The sequence below is a fragment of the Lysobacter soli genome (genome assembly GCF_009755585.1).
Lineage (GTDB): Bacteria > Pseudomonadota > Gammaproteobacteria > Xanthomonadales > Xanthomonadaceae > Lysobacter_J > Lysobacter_J soli.
Genome location: NZ_CP046603.1, coordinates 316653 through 341480, shown reverse-complemented (window position 1 = coordinate 341480; position 24828 = coordinate 316653). Strand labels below are relative to the sequence as shown.

Below are 24828 nucleotides of genomic sequence, written 5' to 3'. Positions count from 1 at the left end.
GCCGGACCCGCCGCCTCCGCGCATCGCGCTTCCTTCGTCACCCCGGCCGACGCAAGATGCGCCCATGCGCCCGGCCCTCCGCATCGTGACCCTGTCCTTCCCGCTGCTGCTCGCGACGGCGGCTGCGTCCGCGGCGGAGATCACGATCTACCGCTGCACCGATGCGAACGGCCAGCTCGCCTTGCGCGACACGCCCTGCAAAAAGGGCGAGACGCAGCAGACCAAGGAAATGCAGCGCCCGAAGGACGCGCCGCCCGCCGGGCGCCGCGCCGCTTCCGCACCGAAGGCGACGCCGGCCGCGGCGGAACCCGCGACGCGCTATCTCGTCAGCGCGCCCGCGCGGCCGATGTACGAATGCGTCACGCCCGACGGCAACCGTTATCTGAGCGACACCAGCGCCGGCAATCCGCGCTGGGTGCCGCTGTGGACGCTGGGCTATCCCGGCTATGCGGGCCTGCTGCCGCCGCGCCGCGAGTTCTATCCGGGTAGCGTGCAGGCGAACGTGCAAGGCCAGTTCAACGGTGGCGACGGCCGCTATTCGGTGAGCATCGGCGATCGCCCGCCGCCGCGTCCGCCGCACGACGTGCCGCCGCCGGGTTACGCGGTCGATTCCTACGGCGCCGGCACGTGGGTGTACGACGAATGCCATGCGCTGCCGCAGGAAGAAGTCTGCGCGCGCCTTCGCGACGAACGCTGGGAACTCGGCCGTCGCTACAACAGCGCGCTGCAGAGCGAACGCGGCGACATCGATCGCCGACAGCGCGGCATTGATGCGCGCCTGGCCAGCGACTGCGGGGGCGGTTGATGCGGCGACTGCACATCGGCGCGCTCGCGTTGTCGTTCGTCCTGGCGATACCCGCCGCGCACGCGCAGCTCGTCATCTATCGCTGCACGGATGCGTCTGGCGCGGTCACGCTCCAGAACGGCACGCCCTGCCCCAAAGGCAGCAAGCAGCAGAAGAAAGTAATGGAGACGCCGGCGTCCACCCTCGCGCCTCCATCGATCGCGCCACCGGTGGTGCCGCCACCCCCGACACCGCAACCCGCGCCCGTCGTCGCGCCCGCGCCCGCACCCGCGCCACCGCCGCAAGCCGTCGCCACGCCGAAGCAACCGCCGCCGGCGCTGTTCGAATGCCGCACCTGGGACAACACGCGTTACCTCGGCGAGAACCCGCAACCGCCACCGCGTTGCGCGCCGATGCAGGTGACCGGGCTCGACGGTTCCAACGCGATGGCCGGCGGCGCCGCGTGCCAGATGATGGACGACCAGTGCCAGCCCGTCGCCGAGACCGCGCTGTGCGACGCGTGGAGGCAGCGCGTGCGCGAGCTCGATGCGCGCGCGACGTTCGGCGGCGGCGACGCCGTCCCGCCGGAAGAAGCCGAACGCATCCGACGCGTCCTCGCCGACAGCACCTGCATGCCCTGACGGCGTCGTGACGCCGCAGCGCTGGCCGCCGGCGCGCCCCGCACGCGTTTGAACTCAGGGCGAAGCGGCGGCCCCGCCGCACGTCCGGACGGCCGTCCCGAGGCCGCCACGAGCGCAAGGGAAGACTCTTGGAGATGGACTTGTCCGCAGTGCGCCCCGCGCTCGGCTGGTGGACGGTGTCGGCCCTGATCGTGGCCGCGCTGCTGCTTGCCGCGGCCGCACTGTTCGTCCTGCGAGAACGCATCCCCGCGCACTGGCAGCAGCCGGTGCGCGCGCTCGTCTTCGGCGTGAAGATCGACGACGACGTCCGCATCGCGATGCCCGACGGCACGCACCTGGCCGGCACGCTGTATCGCCCGCGCAACGTCGACGGTTCGCTGCCCACGGTCTACGTCCGCCTCCCCTACGACCGCCGCCGTTACGGCGAGGCCATCGGCGAGGGCCTGTTCTTCGCGCGCAACGGCTACGCGGTGTTGTTGCAGGACGTACGCGGCAAGTTCGAATCCGAAGGCGACGACTTCCTGCCGTGGCGGCACGCCACCGCCGACGGCGTCGCCACGCTCGACTGGATCGTCCGCCAGCCGTGGTCGAACGGAAAGGTAGGCACGATCGGCTGCTCGGCGCTGGGCGAACTGCAATACGCGCTCGCGCGAGCGAACCATCCCGCGCACGCGGCGATGATCCCGATTGCCGCCGGCGGCGCGGCCGGCGACGTGGATGGCCAGGCCGGCTACTTCGGCGCATTCGAAGGCGGCGTCTTCCAGCTGGCGGGTGCGGCGGGCTGGTTCGCCAAGCACGGTATGAAGGCCGACCACCGCACGTGGCCGAACGACCTCGACATGGCATCGGCGCTGCCGACACTGCCGGCGATCGACGTCGTCAAGCGCGTGCGGCCCGGGGCGAACGGCTTCCAGGACTTCCTGCAGACGCCACTCGGCGACGCACGCTGGCGCGCGCTGGATTACGTGTTCTCCGACGACCGGCCGACCACCCCGGCACTCGTGGTCGATACCTGGGGCGATCCCAGCCTCGCCGGCACGCTCGCGCTGACCGAATCCGTGCGCCGGCATTCGCCAGACGCGGCGCGTGCGCAGCACGTGCTGATCGCGCCGGGCAACCATTGCGAACAGGAACTCGTCGTCGGCATGGGAAAGTTCGGCGAACTGCCGGTGCGCAACGCGGCGCAGCCGTATCGCGACTACTACCTCGCATGGTTCGACCACTGGCTGCGCGGGCGCGGCGACGGCCTGAAGACGCTGCCGCCGTACCGGTATTTCGTGCTCAACGAACAGCGCTGGCTGGACGCGACGCAATGGCCGCCGGCCGAAGCACGGCCGCAGTCGTGGTACCTGTCGAGCAACGGCCACGCGAACAGTCGCGACGGCGACGGCGTGCTCGCGCTGGAAGCCGCGCGCGAGATCCGCTCCGACGACTTCATCCACGATCCGACGGATCCGGTTCCCTCGCGCGGCGGCCCGCTGTGCTGCACGGGCGATCCGAACCAGCGCTCCGGCCCGGTCGACCAGCGCGACGTCGAGACGCGCAAGGACGTGCTCGTCTACACCTCCGCGCCGCTGCAGCAGCCGCTGCGCATCGTCGGCAAGCTGAGCGCGCAGCTGGTCGTGTCGTCGACCGCGCCCGATACCGACTTCGTCGCGCGCCTGGTGCACGTGTGGCCCGATGGTCGCGCGACGAACATCCAGGAAGGCGCGTTGCGGGCGCGTTATCGCGACGGCGTCGAACGGCCGAGCCTGATGACGCCCGGCCAGCGTTACGTGCTGGACGTGCCGATGCGGTCGATCGCCTACCTCGTTCCCCGTGGCCATCGCATCCGGCTGGACATCAGCAGTTCCAGCTTTCCGCGACTGGAGCGCAATCTCGGCACGGGAGGTCGCAACTACGACGAAAGCGTCCCGTCGAAAGCGCTGAACCGCGTCTTCCACGGCGGCGATGCGGTGAGCTTCGTCGAGATTCCCGTGCTGGATCTGCCGGTGCCGGACGAAAGGACGTTCCCGGGCCCGCGCTAGACGCCGAACGGATACGTCTCCGGCACCTGCGTGTCGTCGCGTTCCGGCGCGGCGATCGCATGCACCGCCTGCGTCTTGTCGAACCAGACGTAACCGTCGTACTGCCGCGCGAGCGATGCGCGTGCGTAATGGCTCTGCAGCTCGGTGTCGGGGCGGTAGATCACGCCGATGAAGCGCTGCAGGCGCGGTTCGGACAACGCGTGCCGCAGCGCTTCGCCATGGCCTTCGCGCAGGTCCAGGAGGAAGCGTTCGATGCCGCTGTCGTGGCTCAGCCGCTCCACGCTGCCAGCGCGCGACGGACGTACGTCCATCACTTCCATCTCGTCGCCCCAGTCCTGCGCGGCGGCGACGGTGCCGGCGTGCGTACCGAAGCCGATCAGCGCCGCTTCGCCGGAATGCCGCTGGCGAACGAGCTGGCCGATGTTGTGCTCCCCGCGCGACTGGCCCATGTCGGTGTGGCGCGCGTCGCCGATGTGCGAGTTGTGCGCCCACACCACCGCGCGCGAACGCGGGCCGTGGGCGCGCAGCAGCAGGTCGAGCGTGTCGGCCATGTGCTCGTCGCGTAGGTTCCAGCTTTCCGCGCCGCCGTAGTACATCACGCGGTAATAGCGTTCGGCCGACGCGACCAGGCGCGCGTTCTGCGCGGCGTCGAGATGGTCAAGCTCCAGTTCGTCGATATCGCCCAGCCGCTCGTCGAGCAGGTCGCGACACTGCCGCACCACCGCTTCCTCGCACATCGCGTGTCCGGCGCGCAGCGCTGCGCGACCGTAGACCTCGGGCGAACTCTGCCAGGGCGTGAGGCAACCGTAACGTTCGCGCGCGACGGCGGCTGCGTCCGGATCGGTGCGATCGAGATAGTCGAGCACCGCCTCGATCGATGCGTCGAGGCTGTAGATGTCGAGGCCGTAGAAGCCGACCTGCTCGATGTAGTCGCGTCCCCGGTTGTAGCGGCGCATCCAGCCGGCGAGCGCGGCGACTTCGCGGTTGCGCCACATCCACGTCGGAAAGCGTGCGAACACCGCACCATGCGGCCGCGGCGGCAGGTGCCGTACGTGGCGGTTGACGACCGATGCGTCGGGCCAGTCGGCTTCCACCGCGACCAGCGTGAAGCCATGCCGCTCGATCAGCCGCTGCGTGATCGCCGCCCGCGCGGCGTAGAACTCCGAGGTGCCATGGCTGCATTCGCCGAGCAGCACGACGCGCGCGTCGGCGAACCGTTCGAACGCGTCGGCGAAGGCTTCCTCGTCGATACCGGGCAGCGGGATGGCGTGTTCGGCCACGAGCGATGCGGCATCGTCCGCGCGCGTTGGGGCTATGCGACGGCTCGCCGCGCGACGGCTCGCCGAGCGGCGGCCATCCTCGGTCCAGCCCTGCTCGCCCACCAGCGGCACGAACATCACCGCGCCGAGGTCTTCGCGTTCGAACGTGTCCTCGCCGGTGCGTACGATCTTCGTCAGTTCCTGCACGTCGCCATCGTCGCCGACGGGAATGACGAGTCGTCCGCCGATGGCGAGCTGCGCCTGTAACGCCTGCGGCGGCGAGGGCGCGCCCGCGGCGACGACGATGGCGTCGAATGGCGCGGCGTCGGGCCAGCCGCGACTGCCGTCGCCAGTGTGGACCTCGATGTTGTCGTAGCCCAGCTGGGCGAATCGCGCACGCGCTTCGTCGGCGAGCGAGGCATGGCGTTCGACGGTGTGCACTTCGCGCGCGAGGCGCGACATCACGGCCGCGGCATACCCCGATCCGGTGCCGACTTCGAGCACGCGATCGCCGGGTTCGATGTGCGCGGCTTCCAGCATCAACGCGACGATGTACGGCTGCGAGATCGTCTGGCCCTCGCCGATGGGCAGCGGGCTGTCCTCGTAGGCGAACTCCTCCATGCCGGCCTCGACGAAGCGTTCGCGCGGCACCTCCGCCATCGCGGCGAGCACGCGTGCATCGCGCAATCCACGCGCTGCCAGGTGGCTGCGCACCATGCGCATGCGCGCGGCATCGAATGCGGCCATCTCGTCCTGTCGCGTGTGGGCTGGCCCATTGATGCCCACGCGCATGTTATGCGCCGGTCACGCGCGCGGCGCGAACCCTTCACCTGTTCGTTCCGTCGCGCGCGGTAGGCTACACGTGCCTGGAAAGGAGGTCCCACGAACGAAAGTTCATGATCCTCGACAGGCAACCGACAAGCGTTCCGCTTGTCACGACCGCCAGGCGATTCAGCACCGCCTGGCGGTTTTTTAATGCGTGTGTTTTTCCGCAGGCGCGATGTCGCGCGCATTCAGAAGCCGTAACGCAGGAAGCCGCCGTCCACCGCGATGCATTCGCCGGTGATGTAGCCCGCGGCCGGCAGGCACAGGAACGCGATCGCCGCGGCGACTTCTTCCGGTTCCCCGATGCGCCCGAGCGGCGTGCGCAGCAGGACTTCGTCCAGGTAATCAGGATCGGCGAGCTTGTCCGACGTGCGGCGCGTGCGGATGTACCACGGCGCCACGGCGTTTACGCGCACCCCGTCTTCGGCCCATTCGACGGCGAGGTTGCGCGTCATCTGGTGCATCGCCGCCTTGCTCATGCCGTACGGCGCGCCGGTGCGCACGTGCGTGGTGCCCGACACGCTGCCGACGTTCACGATGCTCGACGACGCATGCTTCGTCAGCAGCGGATGCGCGTAACGCGACAGTTCGAACGCGGAAAACACGTTCACTTCGAACACCTGCCGCCACTCGTCCTCGGTGTAGTCGGTGGCGGCCTTGGTGAGGTTGCCGCCGGCGTTGTTCACCAGGATGTGCAGGCCTTCGCCGAAATCCTCGACCCAGTCGAGCAGTTCGCGGCGCTGTTCGTCGTCGGCGACGTCGGCGACGAAGGCCTGTACGTCGCGTTCGGGGAAATCTTCCATGAGCTCGGCGCGCACCGCGTCGAGCCCGGCGACATCGCGCGCGGCGAGCAGGACGTCGGCGCCGAAACCCAGCAGCTCGCGTGCGACCGCGCGGCCGATGCCGGCGCTGCCGCCGGTGACCAGGGCCAGCTGGCCGTCGAGGCGCCAACGCTTGGGATCCATCGCCGTCTCCGTGATTGGGGGCACATGCCGGTCGCTTGCCGCGCGCGGCGGCCGGCGTAGCATAGCCCGCAGACCCGGCCACGAGGATGCACGGATGTTGCGGAAGCTGCTGTTGGCAATGACGGTGATGGCGTTGTTCGCGGGTTGCTCCAAACCGCAGCCGCCGGAGAAGGAGCGGCCCGTGGAACCGCAGGCGACGCAGTTGCGCGATGCGATCAAGGCGCCGATCGACAAGGCGAAGGACGTCGAGAAGCAGGTGCAGGACGCCGCCGAGGCGCAACGCGCTGCGATCGAGGCGCAGGAGCAGGCCGCGGGCGGTTGATCACGATCGACCACGTGGAAACAAGAAGGCCCGCCATTGGCGGGCCTTTTCGTCACTGCGCCTCTGCGCGAGCTTCGCCGGTCAGAACCCGCAGAAGCAGTACGCCAGCGCCTTCACCGGCACGCCGCGCGTGGGCGTGATCGAGCTTTCCAGGAAGCGCAGGTCCTTCGCCGTCTGCGGCGAAGCCTTGGCGATCAGGCTGCGCGCCAGATCCGAATCGCGCATCAGCGCACCGCCGGCGCGGCTGGCGATGAAACCGGTGAAGAAACGCTCGAACGGCGTCGCCGCCTTCTCGATGTAACGCACCTGGTAGTCGCCCTGCTGGCCGAGCTCGGCGCGCTTGGCCGCGAACTCGATCGCCTGGTGCAGGCCGCCGAGTTCGTCGACCAGGCCGCGCTCCTTCGCCTGCGCGCCGGTCCACACGCGGCCGCGTGCGATGGCGTCGACCTGCTCGACCGGCTTCTTGCGCGCCGTGGCGACGCGGCCGGTGAAATCGCGGTAGCCCTTCTCGATCACCGACTGGATCACCTGCCCGACTTCCGGCTGCAGCGGTCGCGTGATGTCGAACGCGCCGGCGAAACGCGTCGTGCCGACGCCGTCGCTGCGCACGCCGATCTTCTCCAGCGCGCGTGGGATCGTCGGGATCAGACCGAAGATGCCGATGGAACCGGTGATCGTCGAGGCGTCGGCGTAGATGCGGTCGGCGTCCATCGAGATCCAGTAACCGCCCGATGCGGCGAGATCGCCCATCGACACCGCCACCGGCTTGCCGGCCTTCTTCAGGCCGACGATCTCGCGGCGGATCTGCTCGGAGGCGAACACTTCGCCGCCCGGCGAATCCACGCGCAGCACGACCGCCTTCACGTTGTCGTCGTCGCGCGCTTCGCGCAGCAGCTCGGCGGTGGACACGCCGCCGACGGTGCCCGGCGGCTGCTCGCCGCCGCGGATCTCGCCTTCGGCCACGACCACGGCGACCTGCGGGCGCGGATCGACCGCGCTGAGGCCGCTGTCGATCTGCGTGAGGTACTCATCGAACGACGCCTGGCGATAGCCGCCCGGCGCGTCGTCGTCGGCGACGCCGCGCTGCCGCAGCAGGTCGTCGACTTCCTCGTGCGTCTTCAGGCCGTCCACCAGCTTCGTCTCGACGGCGAACTTCGCCAGGTCGCCATTGGCGGCCTCGATGCCTTCGGGCATCTGGTCGATCTGCTGCGACAGCTTCGCCGCGTCGAGCTTGCGCGCCTTCGCCACGTCGGCGAGGTAGCGCTGCCACACGTCGTTCATCCAGTACAGGTCGGCTTCCTTCGCCTCCGGCGAAGCGGCATCGAGCACGTACGGTTCGGCGGCCGACTTGTACTCGCCGACCTTGAACAGGTGCACGTCGACGCCTAGCTTGTCCTGCAGGCCTTCGCGGTAATACGTGCGATAGCGGCCGAGGCCTTCCAGCAGCATCCCGCCCATCGGGTCGAGATAGACCTCGCTCGCCTGCGAGGCGAGCAGGTACTGCTTCTGGTCCATCATTTCGGAGAACGCGACGACCTGCTTGCCGCTGGCCTTCACGCGCGCGATCGCGCCGGCGGTCTCGCGCAGCGACGCCATTCCGGCGGCCTGCAGCTTGTCGAGGTTGAGCACCACGCGTTCGACGCGCTTGTCCTTGGCGGCGGCATCCAGCGCGCGCACCAGGTCGCGCAGCTGCACTTCGCCGCCCTTCTCGCCCAGGGCGCGTTCCAGCGCGCGGGTCAGCGGATCGCTGCTGAACTGCTCGACCAGGTTGCCTTCGGGCGCGATCACCAGCGTCGTGCGATCCAGCAGCGGCTTGTTGCGGGGGCCGGCCATGAGGATGGCGAGGAACACGAACAGCAGCAGCAGGAACAGCAGGTTGAGGATCAGACGGCGGGTGAAGTTCATCGCATCCCACACGCCCACGAAGAAGCGGGCGATGGGGCCGCGACGCGGCATGTCGTTCATACGTTCTCCTGGATCACGCGGCCAGCCTAAACGCGGGCGGGCGTGGAATCACCCGCCATTCGTAACACGGACCGTATGGGGGGTTCGTGATCCGCGGGGCCGGGAAGGGCGGCTCGCGACCTACGGTCCCCGCATCATCAGGCGGTCCGGATGGCTCGACCGGACGAACCGCACGCACAGCAGCACCGAGGCGAAGGTCAGGCCGGCGATCAGGCCGATCCACATCCCGCGCGGGCCCCAGCCCAGGCCCAGTCCGAGCCCGGCGCCCAGCGGCATGCCGATGCCCCAGTAGGCGACGGCCGCCAGCAGCATCGGCACGCGCGTGTCCTTCAGCCCGCGCAGCGCGCCGGCGGAGAGCACCTGCACGCCGTCGGGGAACTGGAACGCCGCGGCGTACAGCAGCAACGAGGCGGCCAGCGTCGCGACCGCCGCATCGCGCGTGTAGAAGCCGACCAGCAGGTCGTTGCAGGTCAGCAGCACGATGCCGGAGAACAGCTGCGTGCCGATCACGATCGCGTAGCCGGCCTTCGCCGCACGGCGCACACCGTGGAAGTCCGCACGACCCAAGGCATGCCCGACGCGCACGGTCGTCGCCTCGGCCAGGCCCATCGGCACCATGAAGCACAGCGCCGAGAGGTTGATGGCGATCTGGTGCGCCGCCGCCGGCACCTGTCCCAGGCGACCCATCAGCAGCGCGGTGGCGATGAACAACCCGCCTTCCATCAGCACCGTCACGCCGATCGGCAAGCCGGTGGCGAGCAAACCCCGGATGGTCGGCCAGTGCGGCGCGTCGAAGCGCTCGAACAGCTTCAGGTCGGCAAAGCGACGCGACCGCTTGAGCACGATGAAGAAGCCGATCGCCTGCGCCCACAGCATGATCGCCGACGCGATACCGAGCCCGCCGGCGCCCATTTCCGGGAAGCCGAACTTTCCGAACGTCAGCGTGTAACCGATGGGCAACAGGATCAGCAGGCCGCCCGCGCTCAGTACCAGCGTCGGCAAGGTCCAGTGCAGTCCCTCGCTGAGGTAGCGCATGCAGAAGAACAGCGTCAGCGCGATCACGCCCCAGCGGATGCCGTGCAGGAAGTCGGTCGCGCCCGGGATGATCTCCGGCGCGATGCCCATCGGCCCGAGCGCGTGCGGGATCAGCGTGAGGAAGGCGAACAGCACCAGCCCCAGGCCCAGCGCGAGCCACAACGCCTGGCGGAACAGGCCGCCGATGTCCTCACGGCGACCGGCACCATCCAGCTGCGACACCGACGGCGGCACCGACAGCAGCGTGCCGATCGGCACCATCATCGGCAGCCACCACAGCGCGGTGCCGATGGTCACTGACGCGAGCGTGGTCGTGCCGTGGTGCCCGGCGAGCACGTTGTCGACGAAGCCGATCAGGCCCGTGGACACATGCCCGCCCACCAGCGGCGCGGCGAGGATGGCGGTGGTGCGGATTTCGCCGGACAGGCCGTTGCGGCCGGGCGAGACGGAGGAAAGGGACATCGTGGAAACCAGACGTACGACTGCGGCCGCGCGACCGCATCCAATGTCGGGCGCTGGCGCCGGGTCGCGGCGGCCCGTTATCTTAACCCCTTGAAATGAACCGACTGTCGTCGTGCGCCGGGGAGAGCGTTGACACATGAGTTCCAGCACCGGCCACGCGTCGCACGACGTCCATCCGACCCATTGCGAGAACTGCGGCGCCGCGCTGCAGGGGCACTACTGCCACGACTGCGGCCAGTCGGTGGTGAACCCGATCCGCCACGCCGCGCACGCGATGGAGGAAGTGTTCGAGGCGTTCTGGCACCTGGACGGCCGCATCTTCCGCACGTTGCGCGACCTCGTCTCGCCAGGCCGCGTCGCCATCAACTACCTGTCCGGCCAGCGCGCGAAGTACGTCGCGCCGCTGCGGTTGTTCGTGGTGCTGAGCGTGCTGACCTTCTTCGTCGCGCAGCTGGTGATCCACGTCGAATCGCAGGACACGACGGTCGAACTGCTCGACGAGGGCGTGGGCAATCCCGGCCGCACGCAGAACGTCAATCGCGAGAACAAGCGCTTTGCCACGGCAACGACGATCGAACAGGTCGAACGCATCCGCGCCACGCAATTGGCCGAACTTGCTGAAGGTCGCGATGCGGTGTCCACGATGCTGCCGCACGTGCGCAAGCCGTTCGAGGTCGCGATGGTCGACGTCAACACGGCCGCCGACAAGCGCATCCAGCAACTGGTGAAGACGCAGGACCTCACCGCGAATGAGGTCGAGAAGGAAAAGGCCGCGGCGCGGAAAGAGATCGAGGCCGAGCGCAGCGAGACGAAGTCGACGCCCGAGATGGACAAGGCGAAGACGCTGGCGGACGTCGAAACGCTGCGCGACGAGCAGGTGCGCAAGCAGCAGGCGGAGCTCGCGGCGCTCAAGCCGACGCAGACGGCCGAGCGCCGCCGCTTGCAGGTCGAAATCCGCGAGACCAACGAAGCGGCCGGCTGCCGCGCCGCGCAGCTGCAGATCGCCGCCGCGCGCGGCAGCGAAGGCATGCGCACGCGAAAGGCCGCCGCCGACGCGCGCATCTACGGCGAAACCAATTGCGACGGTCGCCTGACGTTGTTCGGCAGCGCCGAACCGTGGGACGAGGAACTCAACCCGCTGGTGGTCTCGTGGGTGCCGGACTTCGTCAACAAGTGGATCAACCGGCAGATCGCGCACGGCAAGGACAACGTGGCGCGCCTGCAGCACGATCCCGGCCTGTTCGTGAAGGCGATGCTCGGCGCGGTGCCGTCGGCGCTGTTCCTGCTGGTGCCGGTGTTCGCGCTGCTGCTCAAGCTGGCGTACGTCGGATCGAAGCGGCTGTACCTGGAGCACCTGGTCGTCGCGCTCTACAGCCACGCCTACCTGTGCCTGGCGATCCTGACGTTCTTCCTGCTGATGGCGTTGGACAACGCGATCACGCCGAAGTGGGCCGGTTTCGGCTGGATCACCGGCACGCTGGAATTCCTGATCTGGATGTGGATGCCGATCTACCTGTGGATCATGCAGAAGCGCGTCTACGGCAATGGCTGGCTGCTGACGTCGCTGCGCTACTTCGTGATCGGCAATCTCTACTTCGTGCTGCTCGGCTTCGCGGTGGTGTTCATCACGATCGCGAGCATCGTGCGGATGTGACGCAGTCAGCCCCTCGCCCACCCGGAGAGGGGTTGGGGTGAGGGGTAACGAAGGGAAGGCGACGAACGGCCCCGGCCGTGATGCACAGGCCTCGACCCTGCCCTTTAGCGGCTTAGTGCTGCAGCCGCCGCCACAACCAGTCGCCGCGCTCCTGCGCGCTGACCGACACCAGTTCGCGGCGCAGCGCCGCACGCGCATCCGGCGGCGTGCGCTGCGCGAGCACGCCCAGGTCGCGCCGCTGCTGCGGCGTCATCGAACGCAGCGTGCGCAGCATCGCGGCGTGTTCGGCCTCCGGCACCTGCGCCAGCAACGGCTGGAGGATCGCGTAGTCGGCGCCGAGCGACGGGCCGAGCAGCCACCCGCGACGCTCGCTGCGATCCATCGCGTCGAACTGCGCGCGCCATGCGCCTTGCAGGTCCGGCGGCATCGACGCGTACTGCACGGCGGCCGACTGCGCCTGCGCGCGTTCGCCCGGCGACAGCGCCTGCCAGGCGAGCCAGCGCTCGCGGCGCTCGTCGCGTTCGGCGCGCGGCAGGGCATCCCACTGCGCGGCGCGCTCGCGGAACAGCTTCTGCTCCGCGGGCGACCACGCGTCCCAGCGCTTCGCGTTGGCGCGCAACGTTGCCTTCGTGGCGGGCGGCAGGCGTTCGAGCAGGTCCGCCAGTTCCGGCGGCGTCGAGCCCGCGACGGCGGCGATCATCGCCAGCGACACGAGCATCCAGCGCGAGCGGCTCGCGTTACGGCGCATCTTCGGTCTCCGCCTGCGTTTCGGCCGCGATGCCGTGCGCCACCGGCGACGGCGCGACGTTCTCCTGCACCGGGATATCCGGCGGCGGAGTCGGCGCGGTCACGCCGGCGGCCTGCTGCGCGGCCAGCCAGCTGTTGAATTCCATGTCCTGCGCCGCGGCCTCGCCGTGGGGGTCGGCCAGCAGCGCGAAGTCGCGGTGCGTGACCATCGCGGCCTCGTCGCCGTAGGTCGAGGCGGGCGAATCGGCCTCGGGCAGCGGTTCGACGTCGACCCGACGGTTGCTTCCAACGCCATCGACGTTCCCGCGCCCGAACGGGAGGAAGGTCGCGGCCATCGCGAGTACACACAGCGCGAGCAGGCCCCACAGCAACGGCATCAGCCAGCGCGGGCGCGCCGTCGTGGCTCCGTCGGCTTCGGCGGAGACCGCGGCCCCGTCGCCGCGCAGCACGGCCTCGCGGGCCGAGCTCAGGCGGACGAGGCGGTCGGGCGGCAGGGTCTTGATGCGGCGGTGGATCTGCTCGCGCAGCTGCTGCCAGGCGAGCGGGTCGGCGCGGCCGTCGGCGTGGTGCGGCAGGGCGCGCTGCAGGGCGAGCCGGTAGCCGGCCAGGCTCACGCCGAGCACGCCGGCCGCCTCCTCCTCGGACAGGCCGGCGGCGACCCGCAGCAGCAGCGCGGCACGAGGCCCACTGCCGAGCTCGCCAAGGCGATCGGTGGCCTCGATGGGAACCGCCACCGCGGTGCGCTGCCCGAGGCGCGGCTGCGCCAGGAGGAGCGCCCAGAAGCGCCCCGGCCAGTCGGCCATCGGCAGGCTCCCGGCCTCGGGACGGAACTGCCGCATCGCCTCGGTCAGGGCGGCGTCGCCGGCGGCGGCATCGCCCGCCTGGAGTTCGGCCAGGACCGCCCCCCGACGTTCGACACCGCGCAGGAAGGCGGACAGCGCGGGGGGCCCGGAAGGGCGTGAAGAAGCGGTCGGAACGCTCATCGGAACTGCATCACCATGCGCCGCATGATAGCGAGGCAGATCCGTGAAAAAGCCCTTGACAACGCTGAGTCACGTGCTCCGCCAAGCGGGACGCGGCCTGCACCGGAAAACCGGTTGTGCACAGCAGTAACGCCGCCGTCATGCAGGGCTTCCTGAACGCGCCCTTCAGCCGGGTGACAACTGTGTTTCACGCACAAGTGCATGATCTTAAAGGGAATATAGGCTTTGGCACTTTTTTCACCAACCTAGCTGGGAGGCCTTATTTCCTGCGATGGGACCCTGCTCGCAACACGCCATGCACAGATTTATCCACAGCTCGTGTGGATAAGGGCGTTTTCCCAATGCGGTCGGGCACTTGCGTGATTTTTGTCACAGATGGGGCAGCAATGCGCGGCAAGCTCACCGGCCGCTTTCGTGCCACCGGACGCCCGGTAGACTTCGCCGATGCCCGACGCCCCTCCGACCCCGCCCGCCGTCTGGCGAGTGGCCCTCCCCGTGCCGCTGCCGCGCCTGTTCGACTACCGGCCGCCGGTCGGCGAGGCGGTCGAGACGGGCGACGTTGGCCTGCGGGTGCGGGTGCCGTTCGGCAGCCGTGAACTCATCGGGATCGTCGTCGAAACCGGGTCCGCCGACCCCGACGCGCCCGAAGCGAAACCCGCCCTCGCCCGCCTCGACCCGGAGCCGGTCCTGGAGGGCGAGCTGCTCGAATCCCTCCACTGGCTCGCCCGCTACACCCACGCGCCGCTCGGCGAGGTGCTGGCGACGGCACTACCGGCCTCGCTGCGCCGTGGCGAGCCGCTGCCGGATACCCACGCCTGGGCCTGGCGGCTGACCGAAGCCGGGCAGACCGGTCGCGAACGCCTGCGCGCCGGCAAGCCGCGCCGGCTGGCGGACCTGCTCCACGCGGGGCCACTGGACGAAGACCGCCTGGATCTCGAGCTCGATGACTGGCGCGCCGCCGCCCGGGCGCTCGCCAAGCGCGAGCTGGTCGAACGCGTCGCCATCCCGGCCGTCGCCCACGCCATCGACCCGCGCCCCGGGCCGGCGCTCCACGCCGAACAGCAGGCCGCTGTCGACGCGATCCTCGCCGCCCGTGACGGCTTCGCCGCGCTGCTGCTCGACGGCGTCACCGGCAGCGGCAAGACCGAGGTCTACCTGCACGCCATCGCCGACTGCCTCGCGCGCGGCAGGCAGGCGCTGGTGCTGGTGCCGGAGATCGGCCTGACGCCGCAGACGCTGGCGCGCTTCCGGGCGCGTCTGGGCGTGCCGGTCCACGCGCTGCATTCGGGTTTGAGCGACAACGAACGCGCCCGGACCTGGACGGCCTTCGCGCGCGGCGAGGCGCGGGTCGTGGTCGGCACGCGCTCGGCGGTGTTCCTGCCGCTGCCCGAGGCCGGGCTCATCGTCATCGACGAGGAACACGACGGCAGCTTCAAGCAACTCGATGGCATCCGCTATCACGCGCGCGATTTCGCGCTGGTGCGCGGCAAGGCGCTCGGCGTGCCGGTGCTGCTGGGCAGCGCCACGCCATCGCTCGAATCGCTGCGCAACGCGCAGGCCGGCCGCTACGAACACCTGCGCCTGCAACAGCGCGCCGGCAACGCGCAGCCGCCGTCGGTGCGCGTGTGCGACGTGCGCAAGCGCCCGCTCGAGGCCGGGTTGTCGCCGGAGATGCTCGACACCATCGGCCACGCGCTCGACGCCGACGGCCAGGTGCTGGTCTTCAAGAATCGGCGTGGCTACGCGCCGGTGCTGCTGTGCCACGACTGCGGCTGGAGCGCGCAATGCCAGCGCTGCGACGCGCCGATGACCGTGCATGCCGGCGGCCGTCGCCTGCAATGCCATCACTGCGGCGCGCGACGCCCCGCCCCGAACGCCTGCCCCGACTGCGGCGGCCTCGCGCTGCAACCGCAGGGCGCTGGCACCGAGCGCATCGAGGAAGTGCTCGCCGCGCGCTTTCCCGACGTGCCAGTGATGCGTATCGACCGCGGCACGACGCAGCGCCGCGATGCGCTGGAGCACGCGCTGGCGAAGTTCGGCACGCAGCGCGGCATCCTGGTCGGCACGCAGATGCTGGCGAAGGGGCACGATCTTCCGAACCTGACGCTGGTGGCCGTGGTTGGCGTCGACGAAGGCCTGTTTTCGGCCGATTTCCGCGCGCCGGAGAAGCTCGCGCAGTTGCTGATCCAGGTCGCTGGCCGCGCCGGCCGCGCGCAGCGCAAGGGCGAAGTGCTGCTGCAGACGCACCACCCGGGCCATCCGCTGCTGGCGACGCTGCTTGCCGGCGGCTACCACGCCTTTGCCGAAGCGGAACTCGAACAGCGCGAGATCGCGGGGTTCCCGCCGTTCGCGCACATGGCGATGTTCCGCGCCGAGGCGCAACAGGTCGATGCCTGCGACGCTTTCCTGCGCATGGCACGCGAAGCGCTGCGCGACGTGCACGCGCCGCTCGACCTGCACGGCCCGCTGCCGGCGCCGATGCCGCGTCGCGCCGGCTTCCAACGCATGCAGCTGTTGCTGTCCGCCGCCGATCGCCGAAGCCTGCACGCGGCGCTCGACGCCGCGCTGTCGGCCATCCATGCGTCCACCGAAGCGCGCAAGGTGCGCTGGTCGCTGGATGTGGATCCGGTGGATCTTTACTGACGGGATTCGGGAGGAGCTTCTTCGAAGCCGTCATCCCGGCGAAGGCCGGGATCCAGGCCCGTAGCGCACGGGCAACGGTTAACCACGTTCACCCGTCGCAGGCCGCCACACCCACGCCGCGAACACGTACAGCGCCAGCGCGATCACCAGCGTCGCGCGCAGGCCGACCTCGATCGCCAGCAGCAGCGCGAGGATCGCCGCCACCACCGACGCGCAACCGTTGAGTCCCCACGCCCACGGCACGAATGCCGGCGCGCTGCGTGACAGGCGCGCAAGGCCGAGCGGAAACGGCATGCCCATCGCGAACGCCAGCGGCGCGATGCCGATGAATCCGACGAACGCGCGCCAGGCCAGCGGCCACGATGCGGTCATCGCATGCGCTGCCACCAGCACGACGAACTGCCACGCGAGGCCGAGCACGATCGCGCGGACGGCCCACGCGATGCGCCTGTCGAGCGCGGCATCGTCCACGTCCGACGCCGATACCCACCGCTGGGCGTGCAGGCTTCCCAGCCCTGCGCACAGCAGCATCGCCGCGAGCCCCACGTTCGCCGCGATCCACGGATGGCCCAGCAGCAGCGTCAGGCGCGACAGCATCGCGATCTCGATCAACAGGAACGCCAGTCCGAGCGAGACGAAGTACGCGCCGATGCGCAGCCTGGAGTGCGATGAACCGCGATCTCCGCGCCCGAGCGCGCGCAACGGCAGCAGCACGAGCACAAGCGCGAGGACGACGGCCTGCACCAGCGTCGCCACGAGCACGAGATAGCCCGAATCCAGCAGCACGGCACCGCCCTGCGCGCGCAGCCGCCACAGTTCGGGCAGGCTGCGCCAGCGGAAGAAGTGCCCGAAGTACGGCCGGTCGTCGCAAACCGGCTCGATGTCGAATTGATAAGCCCGAATGTATTCCCGCGACTGCGGCGACAGCAGCGCCTGCACGCCGTCGTACACCGTCGGCGGATCGAGTTGATGGAAGCGTTCCTGCGCGTCGGCACGTGCACCGGGCGCATGCACGACATCGAAGCCGCGGCGCTCGGCGAAGCGCGTCAACGCGGCCACGGCGTGCGCATCGAACGCGGAACGCGCGAACAGCCAGGTGCTCGCGTCCCAGTTGCGGATCGCCGCGACGTTGCGCACCGGATCGCGCACGCCTTCGGCGCGCAACGCCTCCACCGCCGTCGCGAAGAGTTTCAGTTCATCGCGCGGCGGCTGCTTGCTCCACTGCGTCACCACGAGCATGCCCCGCGGCGAGAGCGTGCGCAGGTAGTCGCGCAGCGCTTCGACGGTCAGCGCGTACTGCTCGCTCGCCGACTGCACGCCCGCGCCGCCACTGGCGAAGGACTCGCCGCCGGCGAGCACGATCAGCTCGTACCGGTGGGCCGTCGCGCGTACGAATGCGCGGGGATCGGCGATGAAACTGTTCACGCGTCGATCGTCGAGCAGGTGGCCCGAGTACGCGCCGAAATCGTCTCGCGCCCATCGCGCGCGCAGCGCGGACTGTTCGACCGCATCGACGCGCCGTGCGCCCAGCGTGAGCGCCTGCAGTACGTCCAGCCCGCCGCCCGTACCGAGCACCAGCACGCGATCGGGCAGCCGCAGGCGATATGGAAGTGCCGACGTCATGTCGTCGAGCCATTGCCAGTTCGCGTGTCCGTCGTCGCGCACGATGGGCGACATCGCGTCGCCGTCCGTGTAGATGGCCAGCTGCTGCGGCAGCTCGTCCGTGTGCGACAGGCTCAAGCCCGGTGCGAATCGCAGCGGAACTCGCGTGCTTTCGACCAGCGTGAAACTTCCGTACGGATCAGCGCCACGCGCGATCACGCGCGCGCCCGGGAGCAGCAACGTCTTGCTCAAGCCCTTGAACTCGTTCGCACGCGGTGCGAAGGCTTGCGTCGGCCAGAGCATCGCCAGTGCGACGGCGAAGATGATGCACGCGACACGGAATGGCGCGCGTCGCGTTACCAGCCACGCTGCGATCGGTCCACATATCGCCGCAAGCAGCAGTCCGCGCTGCACGGGCAACGCACTCGCAGCCAATGCGGCAAGTGCGCCCATCGCCGCGCCGATCAGGTCCGCGCCATACAACGCGGGAATGCGCGAGCCGTGCCCCGCGAACGCGAGGCCGAAGCAGGCCGCCGCGAAGAAGAACGGGATCGACAACGTGAGATACAGCAGCGCGAGCCACAGCACCTGGCGCGGATTCCACACCAGCTCCACCCCGTTGAACGGAATGTCGCGCGCGATCAGGAGCGTCGCGGCCGCACTGATCGCGAACAGCAGCGCGCACGTCGCGAAGGCAGCATCGAAATCGCGTGCGAGACGCGCCTGTCGTTCGCCGCGCAGCCATAGGCTTAGCCATGTGCCACTCGCGCCGTGGCCCAGCAACGCGAGGCTGATGATCATCACCGCGAAGGGATGCCAGTGCGCGATGGCCAGCCACCGCATGAGCAGCAACTGCCATGCCAGCGCGGCGGCGGAGACGAGCGCGATCGCGACCGGCAGCGTGGCAGCGTGCGTCGCGCTCGATGTTTCGCGCGCCGATGACGCGTGTTCGACCGCGTCCGGGTCGGCCACGCTCACGGCCCACCCGTCAGCGGCACGAACCGGACCGGCAACACGTGGCGCGTACGCACGCGGCCGCCGGCGTCTTTCTCCACGAGCAGCAGCGTCTGCGTGAAGAAGCTGCTGCCGACGGGAATCACCATGCGCCCGCCCGGCTTCAGCTGCGCCACCAGCGGCGGCGGGATCGACGACGCCGCCGCGGTGACGACGATCGCATCGAACGGCGCGTGTTCCTTCCAGCCGTAGTAACCGTCGCCAATCCGCGCCTGCACGTTGGAATAGCGACGAAGGCGCAGCGCCGCCTGTTTCGCGAGCGGTTCGACGATCTCGATCGTGTAGACCTTCGCCTGCGCTTCGGCGAGCACCGCGGCCTGGTAGCCCGAGCCGGTGCCGATTTCGAGGATCTTCTGCCCCGCACGCGGCGCCGCCAGCGTCGTCATCAGCGCGACGATGTACGGCTGCGAGATCGTCTGGCCATGGCCGATGCCGAGCGGCCGGTTCTCGTAGGCGTTGCCGCGCTCGGAAGCGGGCACGTACTCGTGGCGCGGCACGCGCGCGAGGATCGACAACACGGCGGGGTCGAGTTGCCTCGAGGTTCCGGCGTCGTCGCGCGACTGCGCGCGCAACTCGGCGATCAGCGCGGCGCGCGGTGTCGCGTAAACGTCGCCGCGTGGCTGCGTCTGTCGCGCAGCGGCGCCGAGCGGCAGGGTGAGGCCGGGCGACAGCACGATCGCCTCCACGATCGCGCGACGATGCAGGAAGCCTGCACGGGCGTCGGCGCCGGACATGCCGGCGAGTGTAGGACCGCCGGCGTTACGGCGCGGGCAACGGAACGGCTAGCCGGCGACCTTTTTCGCCGCCTTCTTCGCCGCTTTCTTGGTACCGCCCCTGGGCGGGTTGCGGACCCAGATGTTCAGGTTCTCGCGGCGGCTCTCGAACAGACCGATGGCCTCGACCAGGTCGCTGAGTTTCCCGTAGCCGTAGTTGCGCGGGTCGAACGACGCCTGGTTGCCAATCTGGCTACCCACCGTGCTCAGGCGCGCCCAGCCGTCCTCGTCGCTGGCCGCTTCCACCGCGCTGCGCAGCATCTGCAGCAGGCGTGTGTCGTTGCGGAGCTCCTGCGAGGTCTTCGGCCGGGTCGCCGCGGCGCTGTCGGGCAGCGCCTCGCCGCCGAGCGCTTCCAGGTAGGTGAACTTCGAGCACGCATTGCGGAAGGCCTCGGGCGTCTTCTTCTCGCCGAAGCCGTAGACCTTCATGCCGTCGGTCAGCAGGCGCATCACCAGCGGCGTGAAGTCGGCATCGCTGGACACGATGGCGAAGCCGTCCAGGTTGCGCGCATACAGCAGGTCCATCGCGTCGATGACCATCGCCATGTCGGACGCGTTCTTGCCGGTGCTGTAGGCGAACTGCTGCATGGGCCGGATCGCGTACTCGTGCAGCGTCGCTTCCCAGCCTTTCAGGTGCGGGCTCTTCCAGTTCCCGTAGGCGCGCCGCACGTTGGCGATGCCGTGGCGGGCGACCTCGGCCAGGATGACGTCGATCTTCGCGGCGGGCGCGTTGTCGGCGTCGATGAGCAGGGCGATGCGGCGCTCGGGTTCGGACATGGCGGCTCCGGAAGCGGCTCTCGGCAGGTTCGCCGAGCCTAGCGCAGGCGGCTCGCGCGGGGATGACGACCGCTGGGGCCGCCGACGTGCGAGCCCGGTTAGCGCTACCCCGTACACGCCCGATCCTCCACAATGGGGCGGCATTCACGACGAAACCGACGAACCCCACATGACCAGCCAGCTCGAACAACTCCGCGCCTATTCGGCGGTCGTCGCCGACACGGGCGACATCGACGCCATCGCACGTTTCCACCCGCTCGACGCCACGACCAATCCGTCGCTGCTGCTCAAGGCCGCCTCGCTTCCGCGCTACGCGCCGCTGATCGATTCGGCGATCTCGCAGGCCCGCGGCACCGACCTCACCGCGCGCGTGGCCGACGCCGCCGACCTGCTCGCCGTCACGGTGGGCGTGGAAATCCTCAAGCTCATCCCGGGCCGCGTCTCCACCGAAGTGGACGCGCGCCACAGCTTCGACACGCAGGCCACGCTCGCGCAGGCGCGCAAGCTCGTGGCGCTGTACGAACAGGTCGGCATCGGTCGCGAGCGGCTGCTGATCAAGATCGCCTCGACGTGGGAAGGCATCCGCGCCGCCGAGCAGCTCGAGCGCGAAGGCGTCAACTGCAACCTCACCCTGCTGTTCTCCTTCGCCCAGGCCGTGGCGTGCGCGGAAGCGGGTGTGTTCCTGATTTCGCCGTTCGTGGGTCGCATCCTGGACTGGCACCTGGCTAACGGCGCCGAGAAGCCGGCGACGCCGCAGGACGATCCGGGCGTGCAGTCGGTCACGCGCATCTGGCACCACTACAAGCGCCACGGCTTCAATACCGTCGTGATGGGCGCGAGCTTCCGCAACACCGGGCAGGTGCTGGCGCTGGCCGGTTGCGATCGCCTGACGATCTCGCCGGACCTGCTGCAGGCGCTGGCCGAAGGCACTGGCGACGTGCCGCGTGCGCTGGTCGACACCGGCGAACGCGCGCCGGCTCCGGCCCGCATGGACGAGCCCGTCTTCCGCTGGGAGCACAACGAGGACGCGATGGCGACCGACAAGCTCGCCGACGGTATCCGCAAGTTCGCCGCCGACCAGCGCAAGCTGGAGGCGATGCTGGCGGCGCGACTGGGGTAAGCAGGTCCGCCTGCGGCCTGCGTTGCAACGAAGCCCGGCATTGGCCGGGCTTCTTGTTTTTGCGGACGCGTCAACGCGCGATTCCACCGCTTCGGGCAGACTATGCGCATGGATGCCACCGCCCCGATGACACCCACCCAGCGCCTGCGCAGCATCTTCAGCGGTTCGGTCGGCAACCTGGTCGAGTGGTACGACTGGTACGCCTACTCCGCCTTCGCGATCTATTTCGCGCCGCACTTCTTCCCCAAGGGCGACACCACGGCGCAGCTGCTCGACACCGCGGCGGTGTTCGCGGTGGGCTTCCTGATGCGCCCGGTCGGCGGCTGGCTCATGGGCCTGTACGCCGATCGCCATGGCCGCAAGGCCGCGTTGATGCTGTCCGTGCTGCTGATGTGCGCCGGATCGCTGCTGATCGCGGTGGCGCCCGGCTATGAGCGCATCGGCATCGCGGCGCCCGCGCTCCTGGTGTTCGCGCGATTGCTGCAAGGCCTGAGCGTCGGCGGGGAATACGGAACGTCGGCGACGTACCTGAGCGAGATGGCGCAATCGAAGCATCGCGGCTTCTGGTCGAGCTTCCAGTACGTGACGCTCGTGATGGGCCAGCTGCTCGCGCTCGCGCTGCTGGTCCTGTTGCAGCGCGCGTTGCTCACCGAAGAACAGCTGCACGACTGGGGCTGGCGCATTCCGTTCGTCGTCGGCGCGCTGTGCGCGGTGACGGCGCTGTGGCTGCGGCGCGGCATGCAGGAAACCGAATCCTTCGCGGTCGCCCGCACGCGCGACACGAAGCAGCGCGGGAGCCTGCGCGTGCTGATGCAGCATCCGCGCGAAGTGCTCACGGTGATCGGCCTGACGATGGGCGGCACGCTGTCGTTCTACACGTTCACGACGTACCCGCAGAAATTCCTGGTGAACACCGGCGGTTTCAGCAAGGCCGACGCGACGCTGCTTTCCGCAGTGTCGCTGTTCGTGTTCATGCTGCTGCAGCCGATCGTGGGCGCGCTGTCCGACCGCACCGGACGCCGGCCGATCCTGATCGCCTTCGGCGTGCTCGGCACGCTGTTCACCTACACCATCCTCAGCGGCATCGCCGCGTCGCGCACGGTGATGGATGCGTTCGTCTGGGTGATGTCGGGCCTGTTGATTGTCAGCGGCTACACCTCGATCAATGCGCTGGTGAAGGCCGAACTCTTCCCCGCGCACATCCGCGCGCTCGGTGTCGGGCTGCCGTACGCGCTGACCGTGTCGGTCTTCGGCGGCACGGCCGAGTACATCGCGCTGTGGTTCAAGCAGATCGGCCACGAATCGTGGTTCTACGTCTACGTGACCGCGTGCGTCGCGGTCTCGCTGAGCGTGTATGCGCTGATGCGCGACACGAAGCTGCATTCGCGCATCGACCGCGACCACGACATTCCCGACGCCGGAGAGCACGCATGACCTCGCCCGATCCGCGCCCGCACGTGATCATCGTCGGCGGCGGATTTGGCGGCCTGTGGGCGACGCGCGCGCTCGCCGGCAGCAACGTGCGCATCACGCTGATCGATCGCCGCAACCATCATCTCTTCCAGCCGTTGCTGTACCAGGTCGCGACCGCGGGTTTGTCGTCGCCGGACATCGCCGCGCCCCTGCGCCACATCCTGCGCAACCAGCGCAATGTCGAAGTGCGGCTGGGCGAAGTGGTCGGCATCGACACGCAGGCGCGCACGGTGTCGCTCGCCGATGGCGACGCGATGTCGTACGACTATCTGCTGCTCGCGAGCGGCGCGACGCATGCGTACTTCGGCCACGACGAATGGAGCGCCGACGCGCCCGGGCTGAAGACGCTGGACGACGCGCTGGCGATCCGTCGCCGCCTGCTGCTCGCGTTCGAACGCGCTGAAGCCTGCGACGATCCCGCCGAACGCGATGCATGGCTGAACTTCGCCGTCGTCGGCGGCGGTCCGACGGGCGTCGAACTTGCCGGGACACTCGCCGAGATCGCGCGCCACACGCTCACGCGCGAATTCCGCAACATCGATCCGTCGCACGCACGCGTGCGCTTGATCGAGGCCGGGCCGCGCGTGCTGGCGTCATTCCCCGAATCGCTGTCGGAGAAGGCGCGCAGGCAGTTGCAGAAGCTCGGCGTCGAGGTCGTCACCGGCACGCCGGTCAACGCCATCGACGCGAACGGCTACACGCTTGGCGACACCTTCGTGCCATCGCGCACGGTGCTGTGGGCGGCGGGCGTCGCCGCGTCGCCGCTGGGCGCGCTGCTGGGCGTGCCGCGCGATCGCGCGGGCCGCGTGCCGGTGGAAGCCGACCTGAGCGTGCCCGGGCACCCGGAAATATTCGTCGCCGGCGACCTCGCCAGCGTGCAGCAGGACGGCAAGCCCGTGCCCGGCGTCGCGCCGGCGGCGAAGCAGATGGGCGCGCACGTGGCGGCGGCGATCAAGGCGCGGCTTGGCGGCAAGCCGACGCCCGCGTTCCGCTATCGCGACTTCGGCAACCTCGCGACGATCGGCCGCATGGCGGCCGTCGTCGACCTGCACGGCTTCAAGATCTCGGGCCTGCTCGCGTGGTGGTTCTGGCTCGCCGCGCACGTGTTCTTCCTGATCGGCTTCCGCAACCGCCTGATCGTGCTGCTCAACTGGGCATGGTCGTACTGGAGCTACCAGCGCCACGCGCGGATCATCCTGGGTCGCGATCCACCCCGCGGAGCGGTCAGTCCGCGCGAGTGACACGGCACGCGTAGCAGCCGTAGCGCGCGAAGTGCACGTGCAGCGTGTCGACGTCGGGCCGCGCGAGGAACTTCGCCAGGAGCGTTTCGATCTCCTTGCCTTCGACCACGTCGGCGATGCGCATCAGGCCGTCTCCGTACGCACGGACCGACAGCAGGCGGCGACGCAGCTGGTCCGGCACTTCGCCGACGTCGAAGACCGCGTCGGTGGCGGCTTCGCGAACGAAGATCGGACCCGACGCTCGATACGGCGTCGCCACCGCGTGGTGTTCGTACGGCAGCAGGAGCAGGCGCTCGCCGGGCTCTGCATCGCGCAGGCTCACGCGACACGGGAACGAGTGCGCTGCGTCGGCGACACCGGAGCGGATGTCGCGCGTTGCGAGCGCATCGTCAGACAGCGCGAACAAGGGCTGGAACTGCGCGGCTGGCAGCGCGTGGATGCGGAACATGGCAGGGCTCCCGTTGGATGCGGCCATGTTCGGCGCATCGCGCGCGGCTCGATATCCGATCCTTGTGG

General features: G+C 69.5%; 18 protein-coding genes and 1 pseudogene. 9 read left to right on the top strand and 10 right to left on the bottom strand.

The genetic code is table 11. From position 1 onward, the window contains the following. The first annotated feature begins 64 nt into the window (after positions 1-64). The 3 genes from GOY17_RS01440 (at position 65) to GOY17_RS01430 (ending at position 3452) form a co-directional block, all read left to right on the top strand. Entirely contained in the window at positions 65-805 is a 741-nt protein-coding gene (locus GOY17_RS01440) for a DUF4124 domain-containing protein (RefSeq protein WP_157028986.1), read from the top strand. Next, positions 805-1425: a DUF4124 domain-containing protein gene (locus GOY17_RS01435; protein WP_157028985.1), complete on the top strand. Its 621-nt coding sequence runs from the start codon at positions 805-807 to the stop codon at positions 1423-1425. Before GOY17_RS01440 ends, GOY17_RS01435 begins: the two co-directional genes overlap by 1 nt. Before the next feature lie 149 nt (positions 1426-1574). Further along, the gene (locus tag GOY17_RS01430; RefSeq protein ID WP_232338637.1) at positions 1575-3452 is read left to right on the top strand and encodes a CocE/NonD family hydrolase; all 1878 of its coding nucleotides are present in this window, start codon (positions 1575-1577) and stop codon (positions 3450-3452) included. Here the strand turns inward: GOY17_RS01430 and GOY17_RS01425 are convergent. Beyond that, positions 3449-5503, bottom strand: a complete 2055-nt coding sequence (locus GOY17_RS01425) for a protein-L-isoaspartate(D-aspartate) O-methyltransferase (protein WP_198173768.1) — start codon at positions 5501-5503, stop codon at positions 3449-3451. The two genes, GOY17_RS01430 and GOY17_RS01425, sit on opposite strands and share 4 nt — an antisense overlap. Before the next feature lie 221 nt (positions 5504-5724). Continuing rightward, positions 5725-6501: an SDR family oxidoreductase gene (locus GOY17_RS01420; RefSeq protein ID WP_157028983.1), complete on the bottom strand. Its 777-nt coding sequence runs from the start codon at positions 6499-6501 to the stop codon at positions 5725-5727. A 94-nt stretch (positions 6502-6595) separates the two neighbouring features. On the opposite strand from GOY17_RS01420, the gene GOY17_RS01415 reads away from it, so the two are divergent. Then, the gene (locus tag GOY17_RS01415) at positions 6596-6823 is read left to right on the top strand and encodes a hypothetical protein (protein ID WP_157028982.1); all 228 of its coding nucleotides are present in this window, start codon (positions 6596-6598) and stop codon (positions 6821-6823) included. A gap of 81 nt (positions 6824-6904) precedes the next feature. Here GOY17_RS01415 and sppA read toward each other — a convergent pair whose 3' ends face one another. Together sppA and GOY17_RS01405 are read right to left on the bottom strand one after the other, a co-directional pair. Then, on the bottom strand, positions 6905-8788 hold the full coding sequence (gene sppA / locus GOY17_RS01410; RefSeq protein ID WP_157028981.1) for a signal peptide peptidase SppA: 1884 nt from the start codon (positions 8786-8788) through the stop codon (positions 6905-6907). A gap of 120 nt (positions 8789-8908) precedes the next feature. Then, positions 8909-10285: an MATE family efflux transporter gene (locus tag GOY17_RS01405; RefSeq protein ID WP_115842681.1), complete on the bottom strand. Its 1377-nt coding sequence runs from the start codon at positions 10283-10285 to the stop codon at positions 8909-8911. 136 nt (positions 10286-10421) lie between these two features. On the opposite strand from GOY17_RS01405, the pseudogene GOY17_RS19080 reads away from it, so the two are divergent. Then, positions 10422-10734, top strand: a pseudogene (locus GOY17_RS19080) (DUF3667 domain-containing protein); the annotation flags it as partial. A gap of 1317 nt (positions 10735-12051) precedes the next feature. Here the strand turns inward: GOY17_RS19080 and GOY17_RS01395 are convergent. Both GOY17_RS01395 and GOY17_RS01390 read right to left on the bottom strand, forming a co-directional pair. Beyond that, a complete protein-coding gene (locus tag GOY17_RS01395; protein ID WP_198173767.1) occupies positions 12052-12687 on the bottom strand; it encodes a DUF3106 domain-containing protein in 636 nt (211 codons plus the stop codon). Next, entirely contained in the window at positions 12677-13669 is a 993-nt protein-coding gene (locus GOY17_RS01390; RefSeq protein ID WP_157028979.1) for a sigma-70 region 4 domain-containing protein, read from the bottom strand. The genes GOY17_RS01395 and GOY17_RS01390 overlap by 11 nt, the downstream gene beginning before the upstream one ends. Positions 13670-14113: 444 nt before the next feature. On the opposite strand from GOY17_RS01390, the gene GOY17_RS01385 reads away from it, so the two are divergent. Continuing rightward, positions 14114-16312 (top strand): primosomal protein N', encoded by a 2199-nt coding sequence (locus GOY17_RS01385; RefSeq protein WP_157028978.1) that lies wholly within the window; start codon positions 14114-14116, stop codon positions 16310-16312. 78 nt (positions 16313-16390) lie between these two features. Here the strand turns inward: GOY17_RS01385 and GOY17_RS01380 are convergent, their stop codons facing one another. From GOY17_RS01380 to GOY17_RS01370, 3 genes are read right to left on the bottom strand one after another with little or no spacing between them, the layout of a single operon-like run. Further along, positions 16391-18892, bottom strand: a complete 2502-nt coding sequence (locus GOY17_RS01380) for a polyamine aminopropyltransferase (protein WP_157028977.1) — start codon at positions 18890-18892, stop codon at positions 16391-16393. Continuing rightward, the gene (locus GOY17_RS01375) at positions 18889-19662 is read right to left on the bottom strand and encodes a protein-L-isoaspartate(D-aspartate) O-methyltransferase (RefSeq protein WP_157028976.1); all 774 of its coding nucleotides are present in this window, start codon (positions 19660-19662) and stop codon (positions 18889-18891) included. Before GOY17_RS01375 ends, GOY17_RS01380 begins: the two co-directional genes overlap by 4 nt. A 48-nt stretch (positions 19663-19710) precedes the next feature. Beyond that, entirely contained in the window at positions 19711-20478 is a 768-nt protein-coding gene (locus tag GOY17_RS01370; protein ID WP_157028975.1) for an NYN domain-containing protein, read from the bottom strand. A gap of 169 nt (positions 20479-20647) precedes the next feature. Between GOY17_RS01370 and tal the strand changes: the two genes are divergently transcribed. The 3 genes from tal (at position 20648) to GOY17_RS01355 (ending at position 24312) form a co-directional block, all read left to right on the top strand. Continuing rightward, positions 20648-21598, top strand: a complete 951-nt coding sequence (tal, locus tag GOY17_RS01365; RefSeq protein ID WP_115842687.1) for a transaldolase — start codon at positions 20648-20650, stop codon at positions 21596-21598. Positions 21599-21706: 108 nt separating this feature from the next. Next, positions 21707-23032 carry an MFS transporter gene (locus tag GOY17_RS01360; RefSeq protein ID WP_198173766.1) on the top strand — a complete coding sequence of 442 codons (1326 nt, stop codon included), beginning with the start codon at positions 21707-21709 and terminating at the stop codon, positions 23030-23032. Beyond that, positions 23029-24312, top strand: a complete 1284-nt coding sequence (locus tag GOY17_RS01355) for an NAD(P)/FAD-dependent oxidoreductase (protein ID WP_157028973.1) — start codon at positions 23029-23031, stop codon at positions 24310-24312. Before GOY17_RS01360 ends, GOY17_RS01355 begins: the two co-directional genes overlap by 4 nt. Here the strand turns inward: GOY17_RS01355 and GOY17_RS01350 are convergent. Continuing rightward, positions 24296-24760 (bottom strand): DUF1203 domain-containing protein, encoded by a 465-nt coding sequence (locus GOY17_RS01350; protein ID WP_157028972.1) that lies wholly within the window; start codon positions 24758-24760, stop codon positions 24296-24298. The two genes, GOY17_RS01355 and GOY17_RS01350, sit on opposite strands and share 17 nt — an antisense overlap. Positions 24761-24828 lie beyond the last annotated feature (68 nt).